14 protein-coding genes, 2 rRNA genes and 1 pseudogene are annotated in these 23,339 nt (G+C 40.9%); 6 read left to right on the forward strand and 11 right to left on the reverse strand.

The window, feature by feature from the left end; genetic code table 11:
* Positions 1 to 60 precede the first annotated feature (60 nt).
* The 5 genes from D172_RS16110 to ilvG form a co-directional block, all read right to left on the reverse strand.
* Positions 61 to 1,095 (reverse strand): ABC transporter substrate-binding protein, encoded by a 1,035-nt coding sequence (locus D172_RS16110; protein WP_007377284.1) that lies wholly within the window; start codon positions 1,093 to 1,095, stop codon positions 61 to 63.
* Between the two features lie 97 nt (positions 1,096 to 1,192).
* Positions 1,193 to 2,746 carry a threonine ammonia-lyase, biosynthetic gene (gene ilvA, locus D172_RS16115; RefSeq protein WP_007377285.1) on the reverse strand — a complete coding sequence of 518 codons (1,554 nt, stop codon included), beginning with the start codon at positions 2,744 to 2,746 and terminating at the stop codon, positions 1,193 to 1,195.
* Between the two features lie 2 nt (positions 2,747 to 2,748).
* A complete protein-coding gene (gene ilvD / locus D172_RS16120) occupies positions 2,749 to 4,605 on the reverse strand; it encodes a dihydroxy-acid dehydratase (protein WP_033016146.1) in 1,857 nt (618 codons plus the stop codon).
* A 103-nt stretch (positions 4,606 to 4,708) separates the two neighbouring features.
* A complete protein-coding gene (ilvM, locus tag D172_RS16125) occupies positions 4,709 to 4,954 on the reverse strand; it encodes an acetolactate synthase 2 small subunit (protein WP_007377287.1) in 246 nt (81 codons plus the stop codon).
* Positions 4,951 to 6,600 carry an acetolactate synthase 2 catalytic subunit gene (ilvG, locus tag D172_RS16130; RefSeq protein WP_007377288.1) on the reverse strand — a complete coding sequence of 550 codons (1,650 nt, stop codon included), beginning with the start codon at positions 6,598 to 6,600 and terminating at the stop codon, positions 4,951 to 4,953. Before ilvG ends, ilvM begins: the two co-directional genes overlap by 4 nt.
* A 540-nt stretch (positions 6,601 to 7,140) precedes the next feature.
* Between ilvG and D172_RS16135 the strand changes: the two genes are divergently transcribed.
* From D172_RS16135 to D172_RS16160, 6 genes are all read left to right on the forward strand, one after another.
* Positions 7,141 to 8,811: a phosphoethanolamine transferase gene (locus tag D172_RS16135; RefSeq protein WP_007377289.1), complete on the forward strand. Its 1,671-nt coding sequence runs from the start codon at positions 7,141 to 7,143 to the stop codon at positions 8,809 to 8,811.
* Positions 8,808 to 9,179 carry a diacylglycerol kinase gene (locus D172_RS16140; RefSeq protein WP_007377290.1) on the forward strand — a complete coding sequence of 124 codons (372 nt, stop codon included), beginning with the start codon at positions 8,808 to 8,810 and terminating at the stop codon, positions 9,177 to 9,179. The genes D172_RS16135 and D172_RS16140 overlap by 4 nt, the downstream gene beginning before the upstream one ends.
* On the forward strand, positions 9,170 to 11,116 hold the full coding sequence (locus D172_RS16145) for an LTA synthase family protein (RefSeq protein WP_007377291.1): 1,947 nt from the start codon (positions 9,170 to 9,172) through the stop codon (positions 11,114 to 11,116). Before D172_RS16140 ends, D172_RS16145 begins: the two co-directional genes overlap by 10 nt.
* A gap of 63 nt (positions 11,117 to 11,179) precedes the next feature.
* Entirely contained in the window at positions 11,180 to 11,854 is a 675-nt protein-coding gene (locus D172_RS16150) for a response regulator transcription factor (RefSeq protein WP_007377292.1), read from the forward strand.
* Positions 11,835 to 13,271, forward strand: coding sequence for a sensor histidine kinase (locus tag D172_RS16155; RefSeq protein WP_007377293.1), 1,437 nt, complete (start codon positions 11,835 to 11,837; stop codon positions 13,269 to 13,271). The genes D172_RS16150 and D172_RS16155 overlap by 20 nt, the downstream gene beginning before the upstream one ends.
* A gap of 49 nt (positions 13,272 to 13,320) precedes the next feature.
* Complete coding sequence (locus tag D172_RS16160; RefSeq protein ID WP_033038531.1) at positions 13,321 to 14,199, forward strand: TraB/GumN family protein; 879 nt, start codon at positions 13,321 to 13,323, stop codon at positions 14,197 to 14,199.
* 47 nt (positions 14,200 to 14,246) lie between these two features.
* On the opposite strand, the pseudogene D172_RS16165 reads toward D172_RS16160, so the two are convergent.
* The 6 genes and pseudogenes from D172_RS16165 to D172_RS16190 all read right to left on the reverse strand — a co-directional run bounded on the left by D172_RS16165 (position 14,247) and on the right by D172_RS16190 (position 23,302).
* Positions 14,247 to 15,653: pseudogene (locus D172_RS16165) on the reverse strand (ATP-binding cassette domain-containing protein).
* A 414-nt stretch (positions 15,654 to 16,067) separates the two neighbouring features.
* Positions 16,068 to 18,401 (reverse strand): fatty acid cis/trans isomerase, encoded by a 2,334-nt coding sequence (locus tag D172_RS16170; protein WP_007377296.1) that lies wholly within the window; start codon positions 18,399 to 18,401, stop codon positions 16,068 to 16,070.
* Complete coding sequence (locus tag D172_RS16175; RefSeq protein WP_007377297.1) at positions 18,401 to 18,760, reverse strand: hypothetical protein; 360 nt, start codon at positions 18,758 to 18,760, stop codon at positions 18,401 to 18,403. The genes D172_RS16170 and D172_RS16175 overlap by 1 nt, the downstream gene beginning before the upstream one ends.
* An 86-nt stretch (positions 18,761 to 18,846) precedes the next feature.
* The gene (locus D172_RS16180) at positions 18,847 to 19,641 is read right to left on the reverse strand and encodes a VOC family protein (protein WP_007377298.1); all 795 of its coding nucleotides are present in this window, start codon (positions 19,639 to 19,641) and stop codon (positions 18,847 to 18,849) included.
* 505 nt (positions 19,642 to 20,146) lie between these two features.
* A 5S ribosomal RNA gene (rrf, locus tag D172_RS16185) occupies positions 20,147 to 20,261 on the reverse strand.
* 150 nt (positions 20,262 to 20,411) lie between these two features.
* Positions 20,412 to 23,302, reverse strand: a 23S ribosomal RNA gene (locus D172_RS16190).
* Positions 23,303 to 23,339 lie beyond the last annotated feature (37 nt).

Genomic DNA, 23,339 nt, shown 5'->3' on the forward strand with positions numbered 1-23,339 from the left:
CTGCTTAAAGTATAAAAAAGACAATTAATTATACCAGCTCGATGAACTCTCATTAAGTGGTTATTTTTTGCTGAATATTAAACGTAAATACAGAGGAATAGAAACAATACTAATAATCATCGCAGCAATTAACATCCACGATAACTGCACTTTTTCGGGTTCTTGATATTTATATATAAAATTCGCTTTCACCTCATCAAGTTCATTTTGCTCAATTGCATATAGATCAGCAATTAAACGCCATTTTGCTATCGACATATGCCCTAAACTGGTCGTGGGTGGCGTTATATAATCCCTTAGTACTTCGGCCTCAAAAGCGAGCTGATGAAAACTTTTACTCGGTGCATATCTTTGCTGGGTTACCGCAATAGCTTCATCCATATTCATCATTGCATAGCGCCAGCCTTTTAGGCTTGCTTGATAAAACTTTTCCACCGTTTGCGGATTTTTTTTAAGCATACTTTCGCTGGTAAATAAAATATCTCCATATACATCCATACCATAACGCTGTGGGCATATAAGCCGGTGAGATACGCCTTGCTGAGTCATGTAGTACGGCTGGTTAGTAACATACACTTGCATAGCATCTAGCTTGTTTTCAATCCAAGCCTGATCTGGATTTTCGCCATCGTAAAGTTTGAGTTTATCGACATCAACGCCACTGCGTTTAAGCATAATAAGTAGTTCGGTACCATCATTTTTGCTCACCGCAGTGATACGTTTATTAACAAAGTCACGTGGATGAAAAATATCAGACGTGTCTTTAACCATCCAGCAGTAAGGTGAAAACTGTAATAAGGCAGCCATAGCAACAAGAGGTTGTCCATTAATACGTTGCTGTAAAATGCCTGAATGTCCGACACCAAACTGTGCTTCTCCATTGGCAACAGGACCAAAAGTATCAGGCATCATTGGATTAGCTGGTTTTATAGTTACATCAAGGCCTGCTTCATTATAAAAGCCTTTTTGCTCTGCCATATAATAACCGGCAAACTGAAACTGATGCGTCCATTTTAGCTGTAATGTAACTGATTCTTGCGCCACTATGTGACTACAAAAAAAACACAATACAAAAATTAATCCTTTTAATAGCAACCAAGTGCCCTCAAAAAGTATGACGATTACCTGTAACTATATGTAAAATTTGCGATAAAGCAAGCACCCTAGTTAGGTGCCTGCCTTTAAAGAAGGACTATACTGAGGCGAGTTTTTCGGCTTTTTCTGCTTGCGGCTTTGATGTTAAAAATTGGCTAAAGCACGGATTTTGTGTTTCATCTTGCACACTGTAGCCTAAACGATCTAAGTGCTCGTTAAACATCTCATACTGACTTGGCTCAATAGCAAAACCTGCCAGTACATTCCCCATAGAACCACCGTGATTACGATAATGAAATAAGGTAATGTTCCAATTACTACCTAAAGTATCTAAAAAGCGTGCAAGCGCACCTGGATATTCAGGAAATTCAAAGCGAAGTAAGCGCTCATGTAATTGCTCTGGTGCTTTTCCGCCAACCATATAGCGCACATGTAATTTAGCGAGTTCGTTATCCGACAGGTCGCAAAATTGGTAATCATTATTTGTTAAGTCTTGCTTTAGCTCATTAAGCTCTTGCTCGCCTTGGCGCAGGGCAATACCTACAAATATTTGTGCTTCACCAGGTCCTGCATAACGGTAGTTAAACTCAGTAATAGCACGGCCACCTAAAGAAGCACAAAACTGTTTAAAACTGCCTTTTTCTTCTTTAATAGTAACCGCTAATAACGCTTCGTTTTTTTCACCCAGCGCAGTGCGCTCTGCAACATAACGCAGGCGATCAAAGTTTAAATTAGCACCCGAAAGCACAGCCGCTAAATGTAACCCTTTTAACCCTGACTGTTGGCTCCACTTTTTAAGCCCTGCCGTTGCAAGTGCACCTGAAGGCTCTGCAATTGCACGGGTAGATACAAAAATATCCTGCATGGCAGCACATATTTCGTCGCTGGTAACGGTTATAACTTCATCACAAAACTTTTGCGCTAAGCGAAATGTTTCAGTGCCAATAATTTTAACCGCTACGCCATCGGCAAAACTGCCAACGCGATCAAGCTCTACCGGTTTACCGGCTTTAAGTGCAGCTTGTAAACATGCACTTTCATCGGCTTCTACGCCAATTACTTTTATATCTGGACGCAGCGATTTAATATAAACCGCCATCCCAGCAAGTAAACCGCCGCCGCCAACAGGAATAAACACCGCATCGAGCTCGTTTAATTGCTGCATTAGCTCGCGTGCTACAGTGCCTTGACCAACAATGACGTCAGGGTCATCAAATGGTGGAACAAATATACCGTTTCGTTGCTCTGTAAGCTCAAGCGCATGTGCTTTTGCGGCATCAAAATGATGCCCATGTAGCACAACTTCACCGCCAAGTGCACGCACTGCGCTGACTTTTATTTCAGGCGTTATTACTGGCATTACAATTGTAGCTTGATGCCCTAAGTGAGAAGCACTTAGTGCAACCCCTTGAGCATGATTACCCGCAGAAGCAGTGATAACCACTGAGCCTTTAGGTAATTTATTTAATTTGTTATACGCACCGCGTAATTTAAATGAATACACGGGCTGTTGGTCTTCACGCTTTAACCAAACATGGTTACCTAATTTAGCACCAAGCTCAGCCATTTCGCTGACCTCAGTAACTTTAGCCAAAGGCTCCATGTTTGCTTGAATAATAGCGCGAAAATAATCGAGCTCTTGAGAGACCATAATTAACTAAGCGCCTCCAATTTAGCTAAGTCGCGCACTGCGCCTTTATCAGCACTTGTTGCAAGTAATGCATATGCTTTTAAAGCAGACGAGACATAGCGCTCACGATCAACTGGTTTGTACGCCAGTTTTCCGCGTGCTAATTGTTTTTGTTTACGTGCTTCAAGCTCTTCATCACTTAACGCTAACGTAATTTCACGGGTTGCGATATCAATAATGATTTTGTCGCCATTTTCAACATAAGCAATTGCACCACCACTTGCTGCCTCTGGTGACACATGACCAATTGATAAACCCGAAGTACCACCCGAAAAGCGACCATCAGTAATAAGTGCACATTTTTCAGCTAGGCCTTTTGATTTTAAGTAGCTAGTTGGGTATAGCATTTCTTGCATACCTGGGCCGCCTCTGGGGCCTTCATAACGAATAACAACAACATCACCGGCTTTTACTTCGTTATTTAAAATCCCTTCTACTGAATCATCTTGTGATTCGTATACAATGGCGGTGCCTTCAAAATGTAGCATTTCATCAACTACGCCAGCACTTTTTACAACACAACCATCAACAGCTAGATTACCCGAAAGCACAGCTAAACCACCGTCTTGGCGAAAAGCGTGTTCAACGCTTCGAATACAACCATTCACGCGGTCATTATCGCCTTCATCCCAACGACACTCTTGGCTCATTGCTTTAGTGGTACGAATGCCCGCAGGACCCGCACGGTAAAATTTGCGCGCAGCTTCGTTAGTAGGATCTGTTGCATCCCATTTTTTAACAAGCTCAGCCATTGTTGACCCAGCTACATGATTCACTGACATATCAACTAAGCCCGCTTTACCAAGCTCGCGTACAACAGCCATCATGCCACCTGCACGGTGTACATCTTCAATATGGTACTCTGGTGTTGCTGGTGCCACTTTACATAAAAACGGTGTTTTACGAGAAAGCGCATCAATGTGCGACATATCAAAATCAACGCCCGCTTCTTGCGCTGCAGCGAGTAAATGCAATACCGTATTTGACGAGCCACCCATTGCAATATCAACAACCATTGCATTCATAAAGGCTGTTTTGTTAGCAATAGCACGTGGCAATACATCTTGATTATCTTTTTGATAATACTCACGACATAAATCAACAATACGAGCCCCCGCTTCAACATACAGTTGTTTACGGTCTTTATGAGTCGCAAGCGTCGTGCCGTTACCTGGCAATGCTAAACCTATTGCCTCTAACAAACAGTTCATTGAGTTTGCAGTAAACATGCCTGAACACGAACCACATGTTGGACATGCAGAGCGCTCAACTTGTTCTGAATCTGCATCACTTACCGATTCATCAGCGCCTTTAACCATGGCATCGACTAAATCAAGTTTAATGTCGATGTTAGCAAGTTTAGTTTTACCCGCTTCCATTGGGCCGCCCGATACAAATATTACCGGTATGTTTAAACGTAGCGCTGCAAGCATCATCCCTGGAGTGATTTTGTCGCAGTTTGAAATACAAATCATCGCATCGGCGCAGTGACCATTTACCATGTATTCAACCGAGTCAGCAATTAAATCGCGTGAAGGCAGCGAATAAAGCATACCGCCGTGTCCCATTGCAATACCATCATCAATCGCAATGGTATTAAATTCTTTAGGAACGCCACCGGCTTGGGTTATCGTCTCACCCATAAGCTCACTAAGCTGATTAAGGTGTACATGCCCAGGTACAAATTGTGTAAACGAGTTAACTACGGCAATAATCGGTTTACCAAAATCAGAGTCTGTCATACCTGTTGCGCGCCATAATGCTCTTGCGCCTGCACGTTTACGTCCTTCAGTTGTTGTTGCACTTCTTAATTTAGCCATAGTTACCTCAGTTTTTGCCGCAATGTAAGCGGGCATTCCTCATTCTAAAATTGGTGAATAACCGAGTGACTCAGTTACTCGTAAATTATTTTTTAATTCGTAATTACACAGCCTGTTGGTGCTGTAAATTTTGTAAAGTGACTTCTTTTACATCCACCAGCTTGTTTAGCTGGCTGGTTAATAGGTGAATTGGTTTATCACTATCTACCGTCATGTCTACATTATAAAAACCATCGTCCATATTGAGCTGAAAATGCGTAAGGTCAAAACCACGATGACGCACCACTCGTAAAAAGCGCTCTACCGCTATACTTTGGCTTTTTAATGCAATAGTTAGGCTATGTTTCATTTTGCTTTCTCCGTCATCATTTCGTCGTTAGCAGCCCCAGGTGGTACAAGCGGCCAAACATTTTCTTTATCATCAATACAGGCATGTACTATGTACGGACCTTTACTGTTAACTAATGCAGTTATCGCATCATCAACTTGGTTAGCGTGAGTAATTGTTTGCCCTGGGATACCAAATACAGCAGCTAATTGCACAAAGTCTGGGTTATCCGACAGGTTAGTTTCAGAATAACGCCCTTCAAAAAACAGTTCCTGCCATTGGCGAACCATCCCTAAACGTTGGTTATCTAAAATTAATATTTTTACAGGTAAATTATTACGGCGAATCGTGGCCAACTCTTGAATATTCATCATTATTGAGCCATCGCCCGATACAGTGATAACAAAGTCATCAGGGCGTGCTACTTGTGCGCCAATAGCAGCCGGTAAACCAAAGCCCATTGTGCCTGCACCACCACTGCTTAAATGATTACTCGGGTGAGTAAACTTCATGTGTTGTGCTACCCACATTTGGTGTTGACCAACATCGCAGCACACAACCCCTGTTTTTGGCATGCGAAGGCTTAGTTGGTTTAATAAGTACGGTGCAAAAACCTTCTCACCTGGGTAGTCGTAACGCCACGCATGCTTAACATTCATTTCTTTATTTGTGTCACACCACGCTTTAGGTGTTACAAAGCACTCAAGTGCGGGTAGCGACGTTTTTAAATCAGCAATTAATGAAGCTTTAGCAGGTTTTCGCTTACCAACTTCAGCAGCATCGATATCTAAATGGATTACTTTAGCTTTAGCTGCAAATTTAGCTAAGTTACCTGTTACGCGGTCATCAAAGCGTGCCCCTATACATACAAGTACATCACATTCTTGCACTGCGATATTAGCAGCTTGACCACCATGCATACCCAACATACCTAAGTAATGTTCGTAATCTGGTAACACACTACCCAACGCTTTAAGTGTTGATACAGCTGGCATCTGCGTTTTATTTAAAAATTGCATTAGCTCGTCTTGCGCATCAGCGGCTTGTACACCACCACCTACATACGCTACAGGCTGTTTAGCCTCACTCAACAATTGATTAGCAATAGCAACTTGCTTTAAATCTAACTCTGGTAAGTATTCATCAGCTGCTAGCCAAGGTTTAAAAGGGACTTGCGCCATTTGAATATCTTTTGGGATATCGACAAGTACAGGACCAGGGCGGCCGCTTTGCGCTAAATGAATCGCTTCTTGTAATATCTCTGCTAAGTCTTCAGCTCGTTCTACCATGTAGCTGTGCTTAGTACACGAAAGCGACATACCTAGTACATCTATTTCTTGAAAGGCATCTGAACCAATAGCTGCAGTAGGCACTTGGCCGGTGATCGCTAACAACGGAACTGAGTCCATCATCGCATCAGCAAGAGCGGTTATTAAATTAGTTGCACCTGGGCCAGATGTTGCAAAACATACGCCTAATTTACGTGTGCTGCGAGCATAACCAACTGCTGCAAACCCTGCACCTTGCTCATGGCGAGTTAGGTAGTGTTTGACTGGCGCGCCATACAGCGCATCGTAAATTGGCATAATAGCTCCGCCTGGGTAGCCAAATACTTCATTTACGCCGTGTTTGGCCAATAAGTCGATTGTTAGTTCTGCGCCTGTCATTAATAAACCCTCATTCCTCAGTGACAACCCAATTACAAATTTTACCCTTAAAACTAAAAAGCCCTCCGAACGGTTAAGTGCGGAGGGCTTTTTTAATGCTTAAGTTTTTAAAGCACTACGAAGCCCTCGCGGGAATAATCACCACGATAATAATCAGGACTAGGTTAAGTGCGTTTGTAAGCATGTAATTAATACCAAATTTTGTTCAATTATCGCGAAGGTTATTCCTTCGCTTTCTTTTTATATTAGTACCGCGCTAAGCCCTTTAAGTCAACACCAAAGTTAATCTAACAAAAAGACTAAAAGGCAATTTATCAGGTTTTAAAATTCACTATATAAGCTAGTAGTGGTTTTTTTATGCTCTAATTTTATTCTCAGAAATTCACTATTCTTATATCCCTTATTTAAGGTTTGATTAATTTTTGAGAATATTTTTATAAATAAAATTATTTATCACCTTCAGGTAATGCGTAGGTTCTCTTAAGCGACTCTTAAGTGTTGTTGCATAGCATGGCGTTGTTATTTTAAACGAGCCTAAATATGAACATAACTAGCCAAACACCAGTACAAAAAAAGCCAAATCGTAGTAAGCGGTTTTACATTCACTGTAGTGCAAATGCCTTTGTAGTGATGATTGCCTGTTATTACTGTTTAGTTATAAACATTCCTTTTATTCAAGGTTCGTTTAGCGCCATAACCTCTCTTGCATCTTTTTCATGGCTATTTTTACTTTCAGTCCCGCTACTTTTGTTATGCCTTTTAATTATTTTCTTTTCGATAGTGTCGGTTAGGTGGTTACTAAAACCAATTAACTACCTTTTACTGATAATTTCGAGTGCCGTGCTTTACGGCTCATTAAATTACGGCGTCGTGTTTGACTATTCGATGATTCAAAACATGTTCGAAACAGACTCAAGTGAAGCGCTGAGCTATTTAAATCCGCAGCTCATAGGCTTTCTACTACTGTTTTGTGCGCTACCTGTTTTTATATTAAGCAAAGTAAAAATACATTTTACCCGCCCTCACCAAGAAGCGATTAGTCGTATAAAACTTATTGTAGCGTGCTGCTCATTAATTGCTTTAGTGGTCGTAAACTTTTACGCCGACTACGCAGCCACAGGCCGCAATAACCGCATTTTGAAAAAAGAAATTATTCCCTTTCAATACCTCTCTAGCAGTTATAAATATATGCGCGATCAGCTGCTGTATACCAATATGGAATTTAAAAATATAGATGCAACACCCACTCTTATTGCGCCTAACACCACCAGCGTAACAGTTATGGTTGTTGGCGAAACCGCACGAGCAGAAAACTTTGCTTATCAAGGTTATAAGCGCAACACCAACCCTTATACACAAAAGCATAATGTAACGTATTTTAATAATGTGGCGTCTTGTGGCACCGCTACTGCAGTGTCTGTGCCGTGTATGTTTTCACTGCAAACACAAAATAACTTTGATCGATTAGCAGCCGACAACCAACAAAACCTGGTTGACTTAGCACAACAAGCTGGCAGCGACGTACTGTGGGTTGATAACAACAGTGGCTGTAAAAACGTATGCACCCGTGTTGTTAATATTGATATCCCAACCACCCCATCAGCGCTTTGCGATGGGAAATATTGTTTTGATGAAGCACTCCTTGCTCCACTTAAACGCAAACTCGCTAATTTAAGCCAAGCTAACACCGTTATTGTCCTACATATGATGGGCTCACACGGGCCAACCTACTTTAAACGCTACCCAGAAAAATTTAAGCAATTTACGCCCACGTGCGACAGAAGCGACATTCAAAACTGCTCACTCGATGAATTAGTTAATACCTACGACAACACAATTGCGTACAGCGACTTTGTTAACGCCCAGGTAATTGAGCAATTAAAAGCACTGCCAAACAACATAGATAAACAGTTTTTATATGTCTCCGATCATGGCGAATCACTTGGCGAAGGTGGGGCTTATTTACATGGTTTTCCGTATAGCTTTGCACCTAGCACACAAACGCATGTTCCTCTTTATATGTGGGCTGATGAGCATAATCAGCGCATTACTAATACCTGTTTAGCTAATTTAGACACCACTGCTGCACGCTCACACAACAATATTTTTCACACCCTTTTAAATTTAATTGGCATTAAAAGCAAAACGTATCAGGCATCACTTGATTTACTTGCTAGCTGCCAAACAACACCAAGCGAAATAAAACTATGAGTAATAAAACCGTTATAAAACGCCAAGGCTTAATGCGCCTTATTTTTACCTTAAGCCATTCTTTTAACGGCTTAAAATGGATGAGTCGATTTGAAGCGGCGTTCCAACAAGAGCTAGCACTGTTTTCGTTACTCGGTGTGTTTGTGTGGCTACAAGAAATTGCACTAAAGGATAAATTACTGCTTATAGCCAGCCTGCTTTTTGTATTGTTTGCTGAGCTGGTAAATACAGCAGTTGAGGTTGTAGTTGATAGAATTGGCAGTGAATACCATGAGCTTTCGGGGCTAGCTAAAGATATAGCCTCTGCAAGCGTGTTTATAGCTATGCTAATTGCCGCTCTTATTTGGTGGGCTGTGTTATGGGCATAAAGCTAACTTTTATACCTAAAATACAAAATGCACTTGGCCCTGTATGGATTTTTGTTGTATTTACTGTTTTGGCACTTAGCTTTTTAACACTTGCTCGCTTTGGATTAAGTGTATGGCAAGGGGAGCGTGTATTTGGATCGCATGCGTGGTTATCTATATTTATAGGTGGGTTAAGAGTAGATATAGCCACTCTAAGCTACATTATTATGCCCGCATTACTACTTACTTTACTGATGCAAAGCGTAGGTTGGCAAAATAAAGTACGCGGCCTCATTAAAATTTATTTAGTGGGAATGTCTGCTTTACTTGTTTTTTTTGAAGTGATTACGCCTACGTTTATAAACGAGTACGATTTACGCCCAAACCGCTTATTTATAGAATATTTAATTTACCCTAAAGAAGTCTCAAAAATGATTTTTTCAGGCTATAAGGTAGAAGTATTTACTGCTGTTATAGCACTTGTTTTAAGCTGTAAATTTGCAAGTAAAGTATTTAGCAATCAATGGCAAAGCAAGTCATCACTAACAGGCTTAAACCAATCAATTTTAGCGCTCGTTTTAGTATGCTTAACTATTTTGGGCGCCCGCAACTCATTAGGGCACAGACCACTTAACCCCGCCATGGTCTCGTTTTCTACAGATCACTTACTTAACGACTTAACCCTTAACTCACTTTATAGCGTCGCGTTTGCAGTTAAGCAACTTTCTAATGAGCAATCAAGCCAAGACTATTACGGTAAAATGCCCACCGATGAATTGCTTAGTATTGTGCGTAGTAACATGCAAAATACGCAAGGCACATTTAGTGATGTAACCGCCCCTACAAAAACGTTTCATGGCGCAAGTAATACAGGTAAACCCAAAAATCTAGTCATTATTTTACAAGAAAGTTTAGGTGCTCGTTATGTAGGCACGCTTGGCGGTTTACCACTTACACCTAATATAGACGCCCTTTATAAACAAGGCTGGGGATTTGATAATTTATACGCCACCGGTACACGTTCAGTGCGTGGAATTGAGGCGGTAATTACAGGGTTTACACCAACGCCTTCGCGTGCGGTTGTTAAGCTTGATAAATCACAACGCGACTTTTTTACCATTGCTGATTTTTTAGCGAAGCAAAATTACAACACGCAGTTCATTTATGGTGGCGAAAGCCATTTTGATAACATGCGCAGCTTCTTTTTAGGCAACGGTTTTAAAAGTATCGTAGATACAAATAACTTTAAAAAAATAGACTTTAATGGCTCGTGGGGCGCATCAGACGAAGACTTGTACGACCAAGCCGATATAGAACTTACTAAGCTTAAAAATCAAAACAAACCCTTTTTTAGCCTTATATTTTCAAGCTCTAATCATAGCCCGTATGACTTTCCTGACGATAAAATAACGCTGTACGATAAACAAACACAAACCCGTAATAATGCTGCCAAGTATGCCGATTACGCACTAGGCACCTTTATCGAAAAAGCTAAAAAATCGAGCTACTGGGATGATACTGTATTTATAGTTATTGCCGATCACGACTCGCGCGTATCGGGTTCAAATTTAGTACCGGTTGATCACTTTAAAATTCCGGCCGTTATTTTTGGAAAAGGTATTACCCATAAACGAGATAGCCAACTAGCCAGTCAGCTCGATATTCCTGTTACTCTACTGTCTTTAATTGGCGCAAGTGGTAAGCACCCAATGATAGGTCATGATTTATCAAAGCCAATTAGCGACAAAAAACAACGCGCAATGATGCAATACGACAAAAACTTTGCCTACATGCACGATAATAAAGTGGTGGTGTTACAACCACAAAAACCAGCAACCACCTATACGTATAGCAATAACCAGCTTGTGCCATGTGAAAACGATGAGCAACTAGTAAAAAAAGCCCTAGCCCATGCGAACTTAGGTAATTTAGCCTACACAAATGGTTGGTATCATTAACCAAGTGACTTGATAATAAAGCCTTGTTAAAGTAACAAGGCTATTTTTATAAACCGAGTAAACATGAAAATCCTCGTTATTGAAGACTCTGAAGCACTAAGACGCAGCTTGCAAGTTGGCCTTAGCAACCTTGGTTTTACCGTAGATGAAACTGGTGATGGCTCAGAAGGGTTGAGTATGGCACTGAGTGGAAACTACGACCTCCTCGTACTTGATTTAATGCTACCGAGCGTTGATGGCATGAGTATTTTACAAGCACTGCGCAGCAGTAATAGCCAAAGCCGTGTGCTAATTTTATCGGCACGAAGTGAGCCTCAAGATAAAATTAACGGCCTTATGAAAGGCGCTGACGATTATTTAACTAAGCCATTTTCGTTTGAAGAACTCCATGCTCGTGTCCTTGCATTACTTCGTCGTGGTTCACTGCAAAACCAACAAAATACCCTAACCGTAGGTGATTGCGTATTAGATCTCTCCCTTAAAACTCTTCACTACAAGCAACATGCTATTGAGCTCACGCGTAATGAATACAAAATAATAGAATGCTTATTTAACGCCCCAGAGCGAGTATTGGGGCTTGAACTTATAAGTGAAGCGGTGGTAGGTCAGTTTGATATGCTCTCTAAAAATGCGCTTGAAGCACACATCTCAACTATACGTAAAAAAGTAAGACAGTTTGATGGCGAGCTCCCGATAAAAAATAAACGTGGATTTGGTTATGTCGCAACAACAAAATAAAAATCACTCAATAAAACGTAAACTCGTTAATAATATTAGCGCTGTGATCTCAGTTATTTTGTTCACCATATTTTTAACCGTTGATTTAAGTGTTGATACTTGGGTGGAAGATCAGTTCAATCAGTCTTTAACTAATAAAGCTAACTACTTAAAAACCTTAGTTGAAGATGACAACAACGTGGTTGAATTTGATTTTGCTGGTGAGTTTATGTCGGAATATGAAGCAGCCGATGCCACGGAGTTTTACCAATTATGGCATGGCCGTGATGTGTTTGAGCGCTCGGACTCATTAGCGCTTTATGAAAATGCTAACCTGCCTTTTTTAGAAATGCCGATAAACGAATCTAAAATCATAGATTACGAGCTTCCTAACGGGCGTGATGGTCGCGCACTTATAAGTCACTTTGTAGCCCAAAAAGATGATAGAAACCCCACTCACTCTGCTGTTTTTAATACCATGACGCTTGCAATTGCAGCGCCCACCTCTGAGCTTAATAAAGTACTGATTATTATTGATGTGGTCTTTATTTTAACCTGTGTACTTGGTGTGTTTGGTGTGCGCTATTTAGTGACACGTATTGTAAATAAAGGCCTGCACCCTCTACACAATTTAAACGACCAAATTAAGTTACTCGATATTACCGGTGTTGCGCAAACAATAGAAAGCGACTTTAAAGTAGAAGAAATAGAACCTATACGTAACGAGCTAAATAAGTTTATTACCGTTAATCAGCAACTCTATAGTAATGAAAAACGCCTAACAAGCGACATTGCACACGAGCTAAAAACCCCAATAGCTGAACTCATAAGCCTCTCAGAGGTGGCTATTCGCTACCCTGACGATAAACGTATTAGCGACACCTATACAAGTGATGTACTTAGTATTTCACAGCGTATGAAAACGATTGTTAACAACCTCTTATTATTGCAGCGCTCAAGTAGTAGTGCTATGCAATTGAATGCGCAAAATATCACTCTAAATAACTTAGTAAATCAAATTATTGATGAGCTGACCTTTAAGCATCCAAGTATCAAAATGCGTTTAAATAACGAAATAAGTGGCGAACTTACGCTTAATGCTGACGAATTTAGTTTAAATACCATTTTATGTAACTTAATCGATAACGCACTATTTTATGGACTTCCTGAGGCGCCAATTAAATTAACTGCCGTAAATAACAGCACAAACATGACCATCTCTGTTAGTAACAAAGTAAATAAACCACTAAGTGATGAACAGCTCACTGCTATTTTTGACCCGCTCTATCAGCTAGATTCATCTAGAACTAATAATCAGCGCCATGGTTTAGGATTATCAATTGTACAGAGCTTATGTAACTTAAATGGCTTTACTATTACGGCCAGTAATACCGAAAACAATACGTTAACGTTTATATTAACGTTACCTCTGAAGTAAATTTAGGTTAGTATTTACACTACTAATTTTGAGATTTTAAGGACAAACCATGAATGCTCTTACCCGTATTAGCCACTTTTTTATTGTGGCGTTACTTATAACATTTAGCCTTAACAGCTACGCAGCTCCCGCCTTATATAAAATAGAAAAAAATGGCGTCAGTTCTTACCTATTTGGCACTGTACACGTTGGTGATGCCAGCATGAAAGGCTTACCTAAAAATGTAACCGATGCAATTAGTGCAAGCAAAGAAGTGATTGTTGAAGTTGATATAAGCAAACTTACACCACTTGAAATGCAACAGCGCTCAATGCCATTTATGATGCTAAGTGACGGTAAAACACTGCAAACTGAGCTTTCAAAGCAAAATTATACCAAGCTAAAAGATTACTTTGCTAAAAAGTCGATTGATATTGCTATGTTTAATGGCTTAAAGCCTTGGGCTGTTATGGTGACTATGATGCAAATTGAATTTCAAAATGCAGGATATTCAGATAAAACCGGCATAGACAAGCAAGTGCTTAGTTATGCTAAAGAGCATAATATTAAAATTGGCGAGCTTGAAACCCTAGAGCAACAACTACAAATGTTTGATGGTATGGCGCTATTAAGCAATGAAATGATTGAAGAAACCTTTGAGCAACTAGCCGATATTAATACTTACTTTATCAAGTTAGTTAATGCATGGAAAAGCGGTGACATGGACACACTAACCGATTACTACAACATGAGTTTTGATGACAGTAATTACGGTGAAATTAGCGAGCAAGTAATGCTAACTAACCGCAATAATAATTGGGTTAAACAACTCACACCGCGTTTAGCAAACGAGCAGCTATTTATTGCTGTAGGCGCTCTGCATTTACCTGAAAAACACGGGTTACTTAAACAGCTTCGAGATAAAGGCTTTAGCGTTACTCGTCTTTAAAATAAAAATGGGTTGAGTGAATTCTCGCTCAACCTTTCTCTAAGCTTTTAATGAAAGTCTTCCATTTTTAAGTAATTCTCTATTCCTTTAATTTTGTCTGCCGCATGATGATTTACATAAATCACAGTACTTGTATTGGCAGCACAAATTTTCTCTATTAGTAGCAGTACACGCTGCCTGTTTGCTTCATCTAAGCCTAAGCAAGGCTCATCTAAAATAAGTAACGTTGGATGTTTTACCATGGCCCGCACAATTAATAACATACGCTGATCGCCGTACGATAGCTGGGTGAATGAGGTGTTTTGCTTGTCACTTAAACCAATAAATGCCAGCCACTGCTTAGCAATATTAATTTGTGCGTCGCTCGGTTTTTGATATAAACCTATGCTGTCGTAAAATCCTGAAATAACAGTATTTAAAGCCGATATACTTACGCGGTAATCCATATGTAGCGCGTTAGATATAAAACCAATATGCTGTTTTATATCCCAAATACTCTCCCCGGTTCCGCGTTTAAAACCGAACACTTCAATGTCATTGTTATAACACTGTGGGTTATCACCTGTTATTAAATTTAATAAGCATGTTTTGCCTGAACCGTTCGCTCCACTAAGCTGCCAATGCTGATGCTTTTTTATAGTCCAATTGAGATTTTTGAATATGCTTACATCACTATAACTAACTTTAGCATTACTCAATTTAACTAAGGTATTACCAGTGAATGCCTTTTGCTCTTGTTCGGTATCAGGAGATGGCACATCCAATGAGGTATGTTCTAAATGAAGTAGTTTTAGTAAATCACTCAATTGCTCACTGTCTGGCTTTGCCAAAGTATGTAACAAGCAACCTTGGTTTACATAGCCATAGTGAGTAATGAATGAAGGGATTTCGTCTAGGCGGTTTAGTACAAAAACAAAAGTAATTGTTTGACTAAGCTCTATGAGTATTTTATTAAGTTGCTGGCACGATTGTACGTCGAGCCCATCAAAAGGCTCGTCAAGCACGACTAAGTCAGCATTTGAGCTAAGTGCTTTAATTAATAAAAATTTTCGCGTTTCACCCGTTGAAAGTTTTCTAAAATGTCGAGTTAATAATTCATCAAACTTAAATAGCTTTATAAGCTGCTTACGTAAATCGATATTATAATTTTTATCTATAATAAGCTCTTTTACTAGGCTATTTTTTTCTTCTTCTAGCTCTTTATTCAATAGCTGTTTTTGCGCATCAGATGAAACAAGCAGTAGCTTTTTAAACGTACACACTCTTTGACCATTTTCATGCTTAGCCTCACCAACTAACGCCGCCGTTAATGCTGATTTACCTGCGCCATTGCCACCTAGAAGCAACCAATGCTCACCTTCGTTAACGTGCCAGTGTAAGTTGTGGATGCATTAGCTGCTTTGACCTTGGCCTTGTAAAGAGCCACTGAATTGCTGAAATTGAATTGATTGCACAATAGACTGCACACTAACTTCCTATGTGAATATTAAAATCATAAATTAACGTATTTCAAAAGTACTTAGCAAGTGAGTTTTCGTCATTTAAAGCATTGAAAATAAAGGACGCTTAACAAGCGTCCGCAGCTATCTTTGTGGATTGGTATTATATAACACTCATAAAATAAAAAAGCCCAGCTTAAAAGCTGGGCTACTAAAATGAAGCTATCTAATTGCTCTGAACTCTGGATAATAAACCTATCTCAAACAATTGTTTTCAACGCTAACTACGTTGAATTTACTTGCAATAGTCGAGCTATTGACGCATAACTCGCCTTGTTTTCACTAAAAATCTCTGGCTAGAGACAAATCCACTTAAATATTATTTAGGGTCAATATGTTAGTAAATATTTTAACCAGAGTTTAGATTAATTATCTGTTTTCTAAACGGTTATAATCAAACATTCCATATTCAACACCACGATATTTTTTAGCCGTGTCGTGCAAAATATCACTGTATTGCCAAAATTGTGGATGAGTCCGTCGGATACCAAACTTAGATTTTAGTGTTCTATAATCAGCTTCTATTTGCATCATAGGCAATTGCTCAACAAAAGCATTTACTTGCTGATCGTTATTTAAATACCAAATAGCTGCTGGATAATCACCTATAAAGCCAGGAACAATCGTTGCGGTATCTTCATCATAAGCACGTTGCCCATCTTCGTTTAATAAACTAGATATATTGTAGTGCGCATTATGATGGATAATCGTGTACGCCTTATGGCTATCATCAGTTTGCTTAACTAATACAAAAGATAATTGCGGTAATAAGTTAACAGCTTTTGCTGGCATAGAGTTAATTACACTCAGATCTTTAGGCACTTGAGTATAATCATATTGCTCATTTAACACAGGTGCTAACGCTTCTTTCATTAACTCATAAAGCTCGTGTTGAGGATCATCCGTTTTATACTCAATACCACTGGGTTGACTAAATTCGCGATTATTTTTAAAAAACTTAGCTAAGCTTGGCGGTGATTTTCGGTACCAGTATTTTTTAATTTGATTGCGTTTATTTTCAGGTAATAAAGCTAAAAAATTTTGCTCTCCCTCTAAACGTAAAAAGTCCATATACAAGCGCGTCACTAATTGATGGCCTATATTACCGTACACATCAAAACCAGCGACCAGTAAGTAATGAATACGCTCAAACAAAGCATAATCAAGTACCCACGTTGTTTTTGGCTCTTGTCCAATAAAACCTTTTACAACAGTCGCACTGTCAAAATGACGAAAAATAGTCAGTGCCGCATTTTTATTATGCCCGTCGCCTTTCCACAATAAATCAGTTGTTAGATGCTCACCCCCCTTAAACAGATCATTAGCCAGATCGACTTTAGCTTGTAAATATTTTTGCTCTAGTGCTGAATATTTTACCCAGTTAGAAATTGGTAATGCGTTACTTTCCTCAGCAGCTGGTAGCTCTAATGCTTCTTCGTGGCGCATTAGCATTTGACCAACTGCTGGCGTGGCCACTTTAGCTGGATCAGCGAATGCAACCCAAAAGTGGTCATTAATTACATTTAAGGCAATTTGACCACGACACACAGGTCCTTTAATAAACCCCATGATGATCAGCTCTGCTTCATCAAGCATAAATTGATATTTAGAATTAATAGGGATTACTTCAAATGTTTTAAATGGATTAGATGCAGACTCAGCCTTATAACTTGGCATTTGCGCAACGGTATAATCTGGCGCAATAAATTGCTCATACAAACGCAGTAACTTAGCTTCATTAAGCTCAAGTGGTAAATGCGTCTTGGAAAGTATTGTTGTACGCTCTTGCATAAAACGATAATAAACGCGGCTAACTTTAGGGTCATCATATGGACGGCGCGTATTTATTAGCTTTATTTTTTCACCCGGAGGTGTGCTTGAACGGACTAATTTAAAAAAGCTCTGTGGATTTTTAGGCGTAAAATAAATATGAGCTAAAAACCAATGCTCATAAATGTAACGAGCAGATAGCTGATACTTCAAACTATCTTGGTTTAAAAATGCTTCCCAACCCTTTATTTTATTTTGCTCGAATTTACTTGGCGGCGCAATATGCGACATTTTACCACCCGTTTTGAGCCATTGCTGTAAATGATTGAATTCATCCCGTGATACACCAGGCAAACCATAAGGCATGCCGCCATGAGGCTGCTCATCTGCTAATCGGTCAAACTCTCCCATGGTTGCGCAGGTTTGAGCGCGATTTAAAGAAAAGTCGAATTCATCATCTAGTACTTCATTTGTTGGTAGTTCATGGCTTTGCTTTAACACCAAGCTATTAAATAAAACACTTCCGGCTAAATTAGCTTCTTCAGTTTGCGCACGTTCATTAAGTACTGGGGTAAAGTTTTTTTCTCGCCATTGCTGAGTATTAGTTGCATCAAATAATAAGCGACTTGGAGTCGTTGCTAATAATCGAGTTCCATCATAAACCAGTTCTTTACTCAGCCCTCGGTCAATACCTTCTGGAGATGAAAGCTTAAGCTGGCAAGGTGCGTCATAACAACCATGGCAAACGACGCAGCGGGTATCGAGTACTGGTTTTACGTTTTGTAAAAAATCAGCGCCAGCTAAGGTAGAATGCGGAACAATACGCTCTTGCGCTTGCTCAGGCCCAAATAAATCATCGTAATGTGCATTACCTAAGTAAGCACAACCACTGAGAATAATTAGTACGAATATGCTTATTATTATTTTTTTCATTAGTCCTCGTCACCTAAATCGAAGGTGGGCATCATATCCATTTGAGGAGAAACGAATGTCTTTTGACCTTCAGTATTCAAAACAACACTTAAAAGAGGCCCATGCGTTAATGTTATTTGCGCATCATGTTCTTGACTCAATATGTTTAAATACAAAGGGGCAGTAATAAGTAATTCATAACTATCAATGGTAATAGCTACACTGCTATCTTCACTTGGATTTTGGCAAATTTGAGCAAGTAACTCATCATCAAGTCCAATTGATATTTCAAAATCAGGCTGCTCTACATCTCTATCACTTAATGATTCATCTAATAGAAATAAAGGGAGGGTTAAATTGCTATCTTGTTCAAATTCCATTGCGTTCTCTGCACTTTCTGACGATTTAATTGGCGAGTATTATAACAAACTAGCGAGTAAATTAACGCTAAAGCTAATGTAACTATTTAAACGTCATCCATAACAGATTCGATCACAGAAAATACAGCACCTTGAGGGTCGCATATAACACTAAAGCGACCAACATCGGGGATGTCTGTTGCAGGAACACATACTTGCCCGCCTAAGTTAGCGGCTTTACTAACAATTACATCGCAACTCTCTACTGCAAAATAAATCATCCAATGAGCAGGGGTATCATCAGGCCATTCACTTGTCATTTCAAGCATACCGGCAATTGGTTGTCCATCGACTAAAAGTAAAATGTAGTCCATCCCTTCCATAGGCTTTATTTCGCTTTCCCAGCCTAGTAAAGCACAGTAAAAGTCTCTACTTACTCTACTATCTCTTGTTGCTAACTCATGCCAATAAGGCGTATTTAATTCACCTAAGCGCTTACAACCTTTATGATCATTCCCCTGCCATAGTGCAACAGTTGCGCCTACTGGATCTTTTAACATAAGCATGCGACCTGCATTCATAACATCATGAGGACCGGCAATAATTTCAGCACCTAGCTCTTTCGCTTTTAGCGCACAATCATCAACATTATCGACTGCAATATATGCCAACCAATAACTTGGTATCTCTGCACTAATTTGCTCTTTAGGCATTTCGTACATTGCAGCGATATCATCACCTTGCTTTTGTAGCATGGTGTAATATATGCCTTCCCCAATAGGTTGATCGTCATGCCCCCAATCAAATAATGATGTATAAAACGCCTTACCGTCTTTCCAATTGTGCGTACAAAGTTCTGACCAACAAAAAATACCATGCGGATTATTTTCAATTTCACTCATTATTAAGCCCTTATTATTCTAATTTCACCTAAACAAGTTCTGTCACATTTTTATAAACGACATAATTAAGCAGATCATAAATTAAGATTAGAGCAACAACTAAGCAGAGTCGATAAAATTAAGACACAACTCTAAAGTTAAAGTAATGAATTTAAAAAAGAGATATTGAAAATATATTCTTACACCAATCTGCTTAATTGAGTGAGCTATTTTGAGGTAAGAAAACCCGACCATTTCAGTCGGGCTTTCTACAATGTGAGGTCGGTGCGCTACGCAGTAGAATGTCATGGTGTCCACAGCGGTAGAAAATCACGTAGCAAATGCTACTGTAATGGCCGACTGAGATATTGAGGGGTTTTGTTGTGATTTTAACGTCGGGAGTCGCTGCGCTTGCCCGCCCTACGTTATGGGTGTTGATGTGAGTGTATATTAATTACGCGCATTTCACTTTTCTGCAGACGTAAAAAAGCCCGACTATTTCTAGTCGGGCTCTCTACAATTTGAAGCCTGGTAATGTCCTACTTTCACATAGCAAATGCTACACTATCATCGGCGCTGTTTCGTTTCACTACTGAGTTCGGCATGGAGTCAGGTGGGTCCAAAACGCTATTGTCACCAAGCAAATTTGGGCGTTAATACGTATTTCTGCGCATTAACTGAATTTGGAAAATATCTGATAATATTTTTTAAGTCTTTCTAAGTAATATCTACTTTAGTTATATTAACTTCTTCGCGTGTTTCACTATCACATAAAACGCGTTTGGCGTTGTATGGTTAAGCCTCACGGGTAATTAGTACAAGTTAGCTTAATGGCTCACACCACTTCCACATCTTGCCTATCAACGTTGTAGTCTTCAACGGCCCTTCAGAGACTTTAAAAGTCTAGTGAGAACTCATCTCGAGGCCTGCTTCGCGCTTAGATGCTTTCAGCGCTTATCAGTTCCGAACGTAGCTACCGGGCAATGCCATTGGCATGACAACCCGAACACCAGCGGTTCGTTCACTCCGGTCCTCTCGTACTAGGAGCAACCCCTCTCAATTCTCAAACGCCCACGGCAGATAGGGACCGAACTGTCTCACGACGTTCTAAACCCAGCTCGCGTACCACTTTAAATGGCGAACAGCCATACCCTTGGGACCGACTTCAGCCCCAGGATGTGATGAGCCGACATCGAGGTGCCAAACACCGCCGTCGATATGAACTCTTGGGCGGTATCAGCCTGTTATCCCCGGAGTACCTTTTATCCGTTGAGCGATGGCCCTTCCATTCAGAACCACCGGATCACTATGACCTACTTTCGTACCTGCTCGACGTGTCTGTCTCGCAGTTAAGCTGGCTTCTACCATTACACTAACCGTACGATGTCCGACCGTACTTAGCCAACCTTCGTGCTCCTCCGTTACTCTTTAGGAGGAGACCGCCCCAGTCAAACTACCCACCAGGCACTGTCCGTAACCCCGATTCAGGGGCCAACGTTAGAACATCAAAACTACAAGGGTGGTATTTCAAGGTTGACTCCAACAAAACTAGCGTCTCATCTTCAAAGTCTCCCACCTATCCTACACATGTAGGTTCAATGTTCAGTGCCAAGCTGTAGTAAAGGTTCACGGGGTCTTTCCGTCTAGCCGCGGGTACACAGCATCTTCACTGCGATTTCAATTTCACTGAGTCTCGGGTGGAGACAGCGTGGCCATGGTTACACCATTCGTGCAGGTCGGAACTTACCCGACAAGGAATTTCGCTACCTTAGGACCGTTATAGTTACGGCCGCCGTTTACCGGGGCTTCGATCAAGAGCTTCTCCCTAAGGATAACCCCATCAATTAACCTTCCGGCACCGGGCAGGTGTCACACCGTATACGTCATCTTGCGATTTTGCACAGTGCTGTGTTTTTAATAAACAGTCCCAGCCACCTGGTCACTGCGGCTCCCGTCCGCTTAGAGAGCAAGTCTCATCACAGATAGGAGCGTACCTTCTCCCGAAGTTACGGTACGATTTTGCCTAGTTCCTTCACCCGAGTTCTCTCAAGCGCCTTAGTATTCTCTACCTGACCACCTGTGTCGGTTTGGGGTACGATTCCATATAATCTGAAGCTTAGAGGCTTTTCCTGGAAGTATGGCATCAGCAACTTCATCACCGTAGTGACTCGTCTCGTGTCTCAGGTTTAATGTTCGTCCGGATTTACCTAAACAAACGCCCTACTCACTTTCACATAGACTACCAACGCTATGCTTGCTTAGCCTGCTCCGTCCCCCCATCGCAATTATATCGAGTACAGAAATATTAATCTGTTTCCCATCGACTACGCCTTTCGGCCTCGCCTTAGGGGTCGACTTACCCTACCCTGATTAACATGGGATAGGAACCCTTGGTCTTCCGGCGTGGGAGTTTTTCACTCCCATTATCGTTACTCATGTCAGCATTCGCACTTCTGATACGTCCAGCATACCTCCCGGTACACCTTCAACCGCTTACAGAACGCTCCCCTACCACTCAGAATAAATTCTGAATCCGCAGCTTCGGTGCATAGTTTAGCCCCGTTACATCTTCCGCGCAGACCGACTCGACCAGTGAGCTATTACGCTTTCTTTAAAGGATGGCTGCTTCTAAGCCAACCTCCTGGCTGTCTGGGCCTTTCCACATCGTTTCCCACTTAACTATGACTTTGGGACCTTAGCTGGCGGTCTGGGTTGTTTCCCTCTTCACGACGGACGTTAGCACCCGCCGTGTGTCTCCCGGATATTACTTTACGGTATTCGGAGTTTGCAAAGGGTTGGTAAGTCGGGATGACCCCCTAGCCTTAACAGTGCTCTACCCCCGTAAGTATTCGTCCGAGGCTCTACCTAAATAGATTTCGGGGAGAACCAGCTATCTCCCGGTTTGATTAGCCTTTCACTCCTAGCCACAGGTCATCCCCTAACTTTTCAACGTTAGTGGGTTCGGTCCTCCAGTTGATGTTACTCAACCTTCAACCTGCCCATGGCTAGATCACCGGGTTTCGGGTCTATACCTTGCAACTATTCGCCCAGTTAAGACTCGGTTTCCCTACGGCTACCCTATTCGGTTAACCTCGCTACAAAATATAAGTCGCTGACCCATTATACAAAAGGTACGCAGTCACCCAACAAGTGGGCTCCTACTGCTTGTACGTACACGGTTTCAGGTTCTATTTCACTCCCCTCACAGGGGTTCTTTTCGCCTTTCCCTCACGGTACTGGTTCACTATCGGTCAGTTGGGAGTATTTAGCCTTAGATGATGGTCCACCTATATTCAGTCAAAGTTTCACGTGCTCCGACCTACTCGATTTCACTTAAAATGTCTTTTCATGTACGGGACTATCACCCTGTATCGTGGCGCTTTCCAGCAGCCTTCCATTAACACATAATAAGCTTAAGGGCTGTTCCGATTTCGCTCGCCGCTACTTTCGGAATCTCGGTTGATTTCTTTTCCTACGGGTACTTAGATGTTTCAGTTCTCCGCGTTCGCCTCGTTAACCTATGTATTCAGTTAACGATACCTGCAAGCAGGTGGGTTTCCCCATTCGGAAATCCTAGTCTCAAGCGCTTTTTACTAGCTTGACTAGGCTTATCGCAAGTTAATACGTCCTTCATCGCCTCCAACTGCCAAGGCATCCACCGTGTACGCTTAGTCACTTAACCATACAACCCAAACGGGTCTTTGTTTTGTGACAGTTTA

The sequence above is a fragment of the Pseudoalteromonas sp. Bsw20308 genome (assembly GCF_000310105.2).
Classification (GTDB): domain Bacteria; phylum Pseudomonadota; class Gammaproteobacteria; order Enterobacterales; family Alteromonadaceae; genus Pseudoalteromonas; species Pseudoalteromonas fuliginea.

What these genes read in the sequence shown, in the direction of transcription:
- ilvA (WP_007377285.1), bottom strand. Translation starts at nt 2,746, where the DNA reads ATGGTCTCTCAAGAGCTCGATTATTTTCGCGCTATTATTCAAGCAAAC.
- ilvD (WP_033016146.1), bottom strand. Translation starts at nt 4,605, where the DNA reads ATGGCTAAATTAAGAAGTGCAACAACAACTGAAGGACGTAAACGTGCA.
- ilvM (WP_007377287.1), bottom strand. Translation starts at nt 4,954, where the DNA reads ATGAAACATAGCCTAACTATTGCATTAAAAAGCCAAAGTATAGCGGTA.
- ilvG (WP_007377288.1), bottom strand. Translation starts at nt 6,600, where the DNA reads ATGACAGGCGCAGAACTAACAATCGACTTATTGGCCAAACACGGCGTA.
- D172_RS16135 (WP_007377289.1), top strand. Translation starts at nt 7,141, where the DNA reads ATGAACATAACTAGCCAAACACCAGTACAAAAAAAGCCAAATCGTAGT.
- D172_RS16140 (WP_007377290.1), top strand. Translation starts at nt 8,808, where the DNA reads ATGAGTAATAAAACCGTTATAAAACGCCAAGGCTTAATGCGCCTTATT.
- D172_RS16145 (WP_007377291.1), top strand. Translation starts at nt 9,170, where the DNA reads ATGGGCATAAAGCTAACTTTTATACCTAAAATACAAAATGCACTTGGC.
- D172_RS16150 (WP_007377292.1), top strand. Translation starts at nt 11,180, where the DNA reads ATGAAAATCCTCGTTATTGAAGACTCTGAAGCACTAAGACGCAGCTTG.
- D172_RS16155 (WP_007377293.1), top strand. Translation starts at nt 11,835, where the DNA reads ATGTCGCAACAACAAAATAAAAATCACTCAATAAAACGTAAACTCGTT.
- D172_RS16160 (WP_033038531.1), top strand. Translation starts at nt 13,321, where the DNA reads ATGAATGCTCTTACCCGTATTAGCCACTTTTTTATTGTGGCGTTACTT.
- D172_RS16170 (WP_007377296.1), bottom strand. Translation starts at nt 18,401, where the DNA reads ATGAAAAAAATAATAATAAGCATATTCGTACTAATTATTCTCAGTGGT.
- D172_RS16175 (WP_007377297.1), bottom strand. Translation starts at nt 18,760, where the DNA reads ATGGAATTTGAACAAGATAGCAATTTAACCCTCCCTTTATTTCTATTA.
- D172_RS16180 (WP_007377298.1), bottom strand. Translation starts at nt 19,641, where the DNA reads ATGAGTGAAATTGAAAATAATCCGCATGGTATTTTTTGTTGGTCAGAA.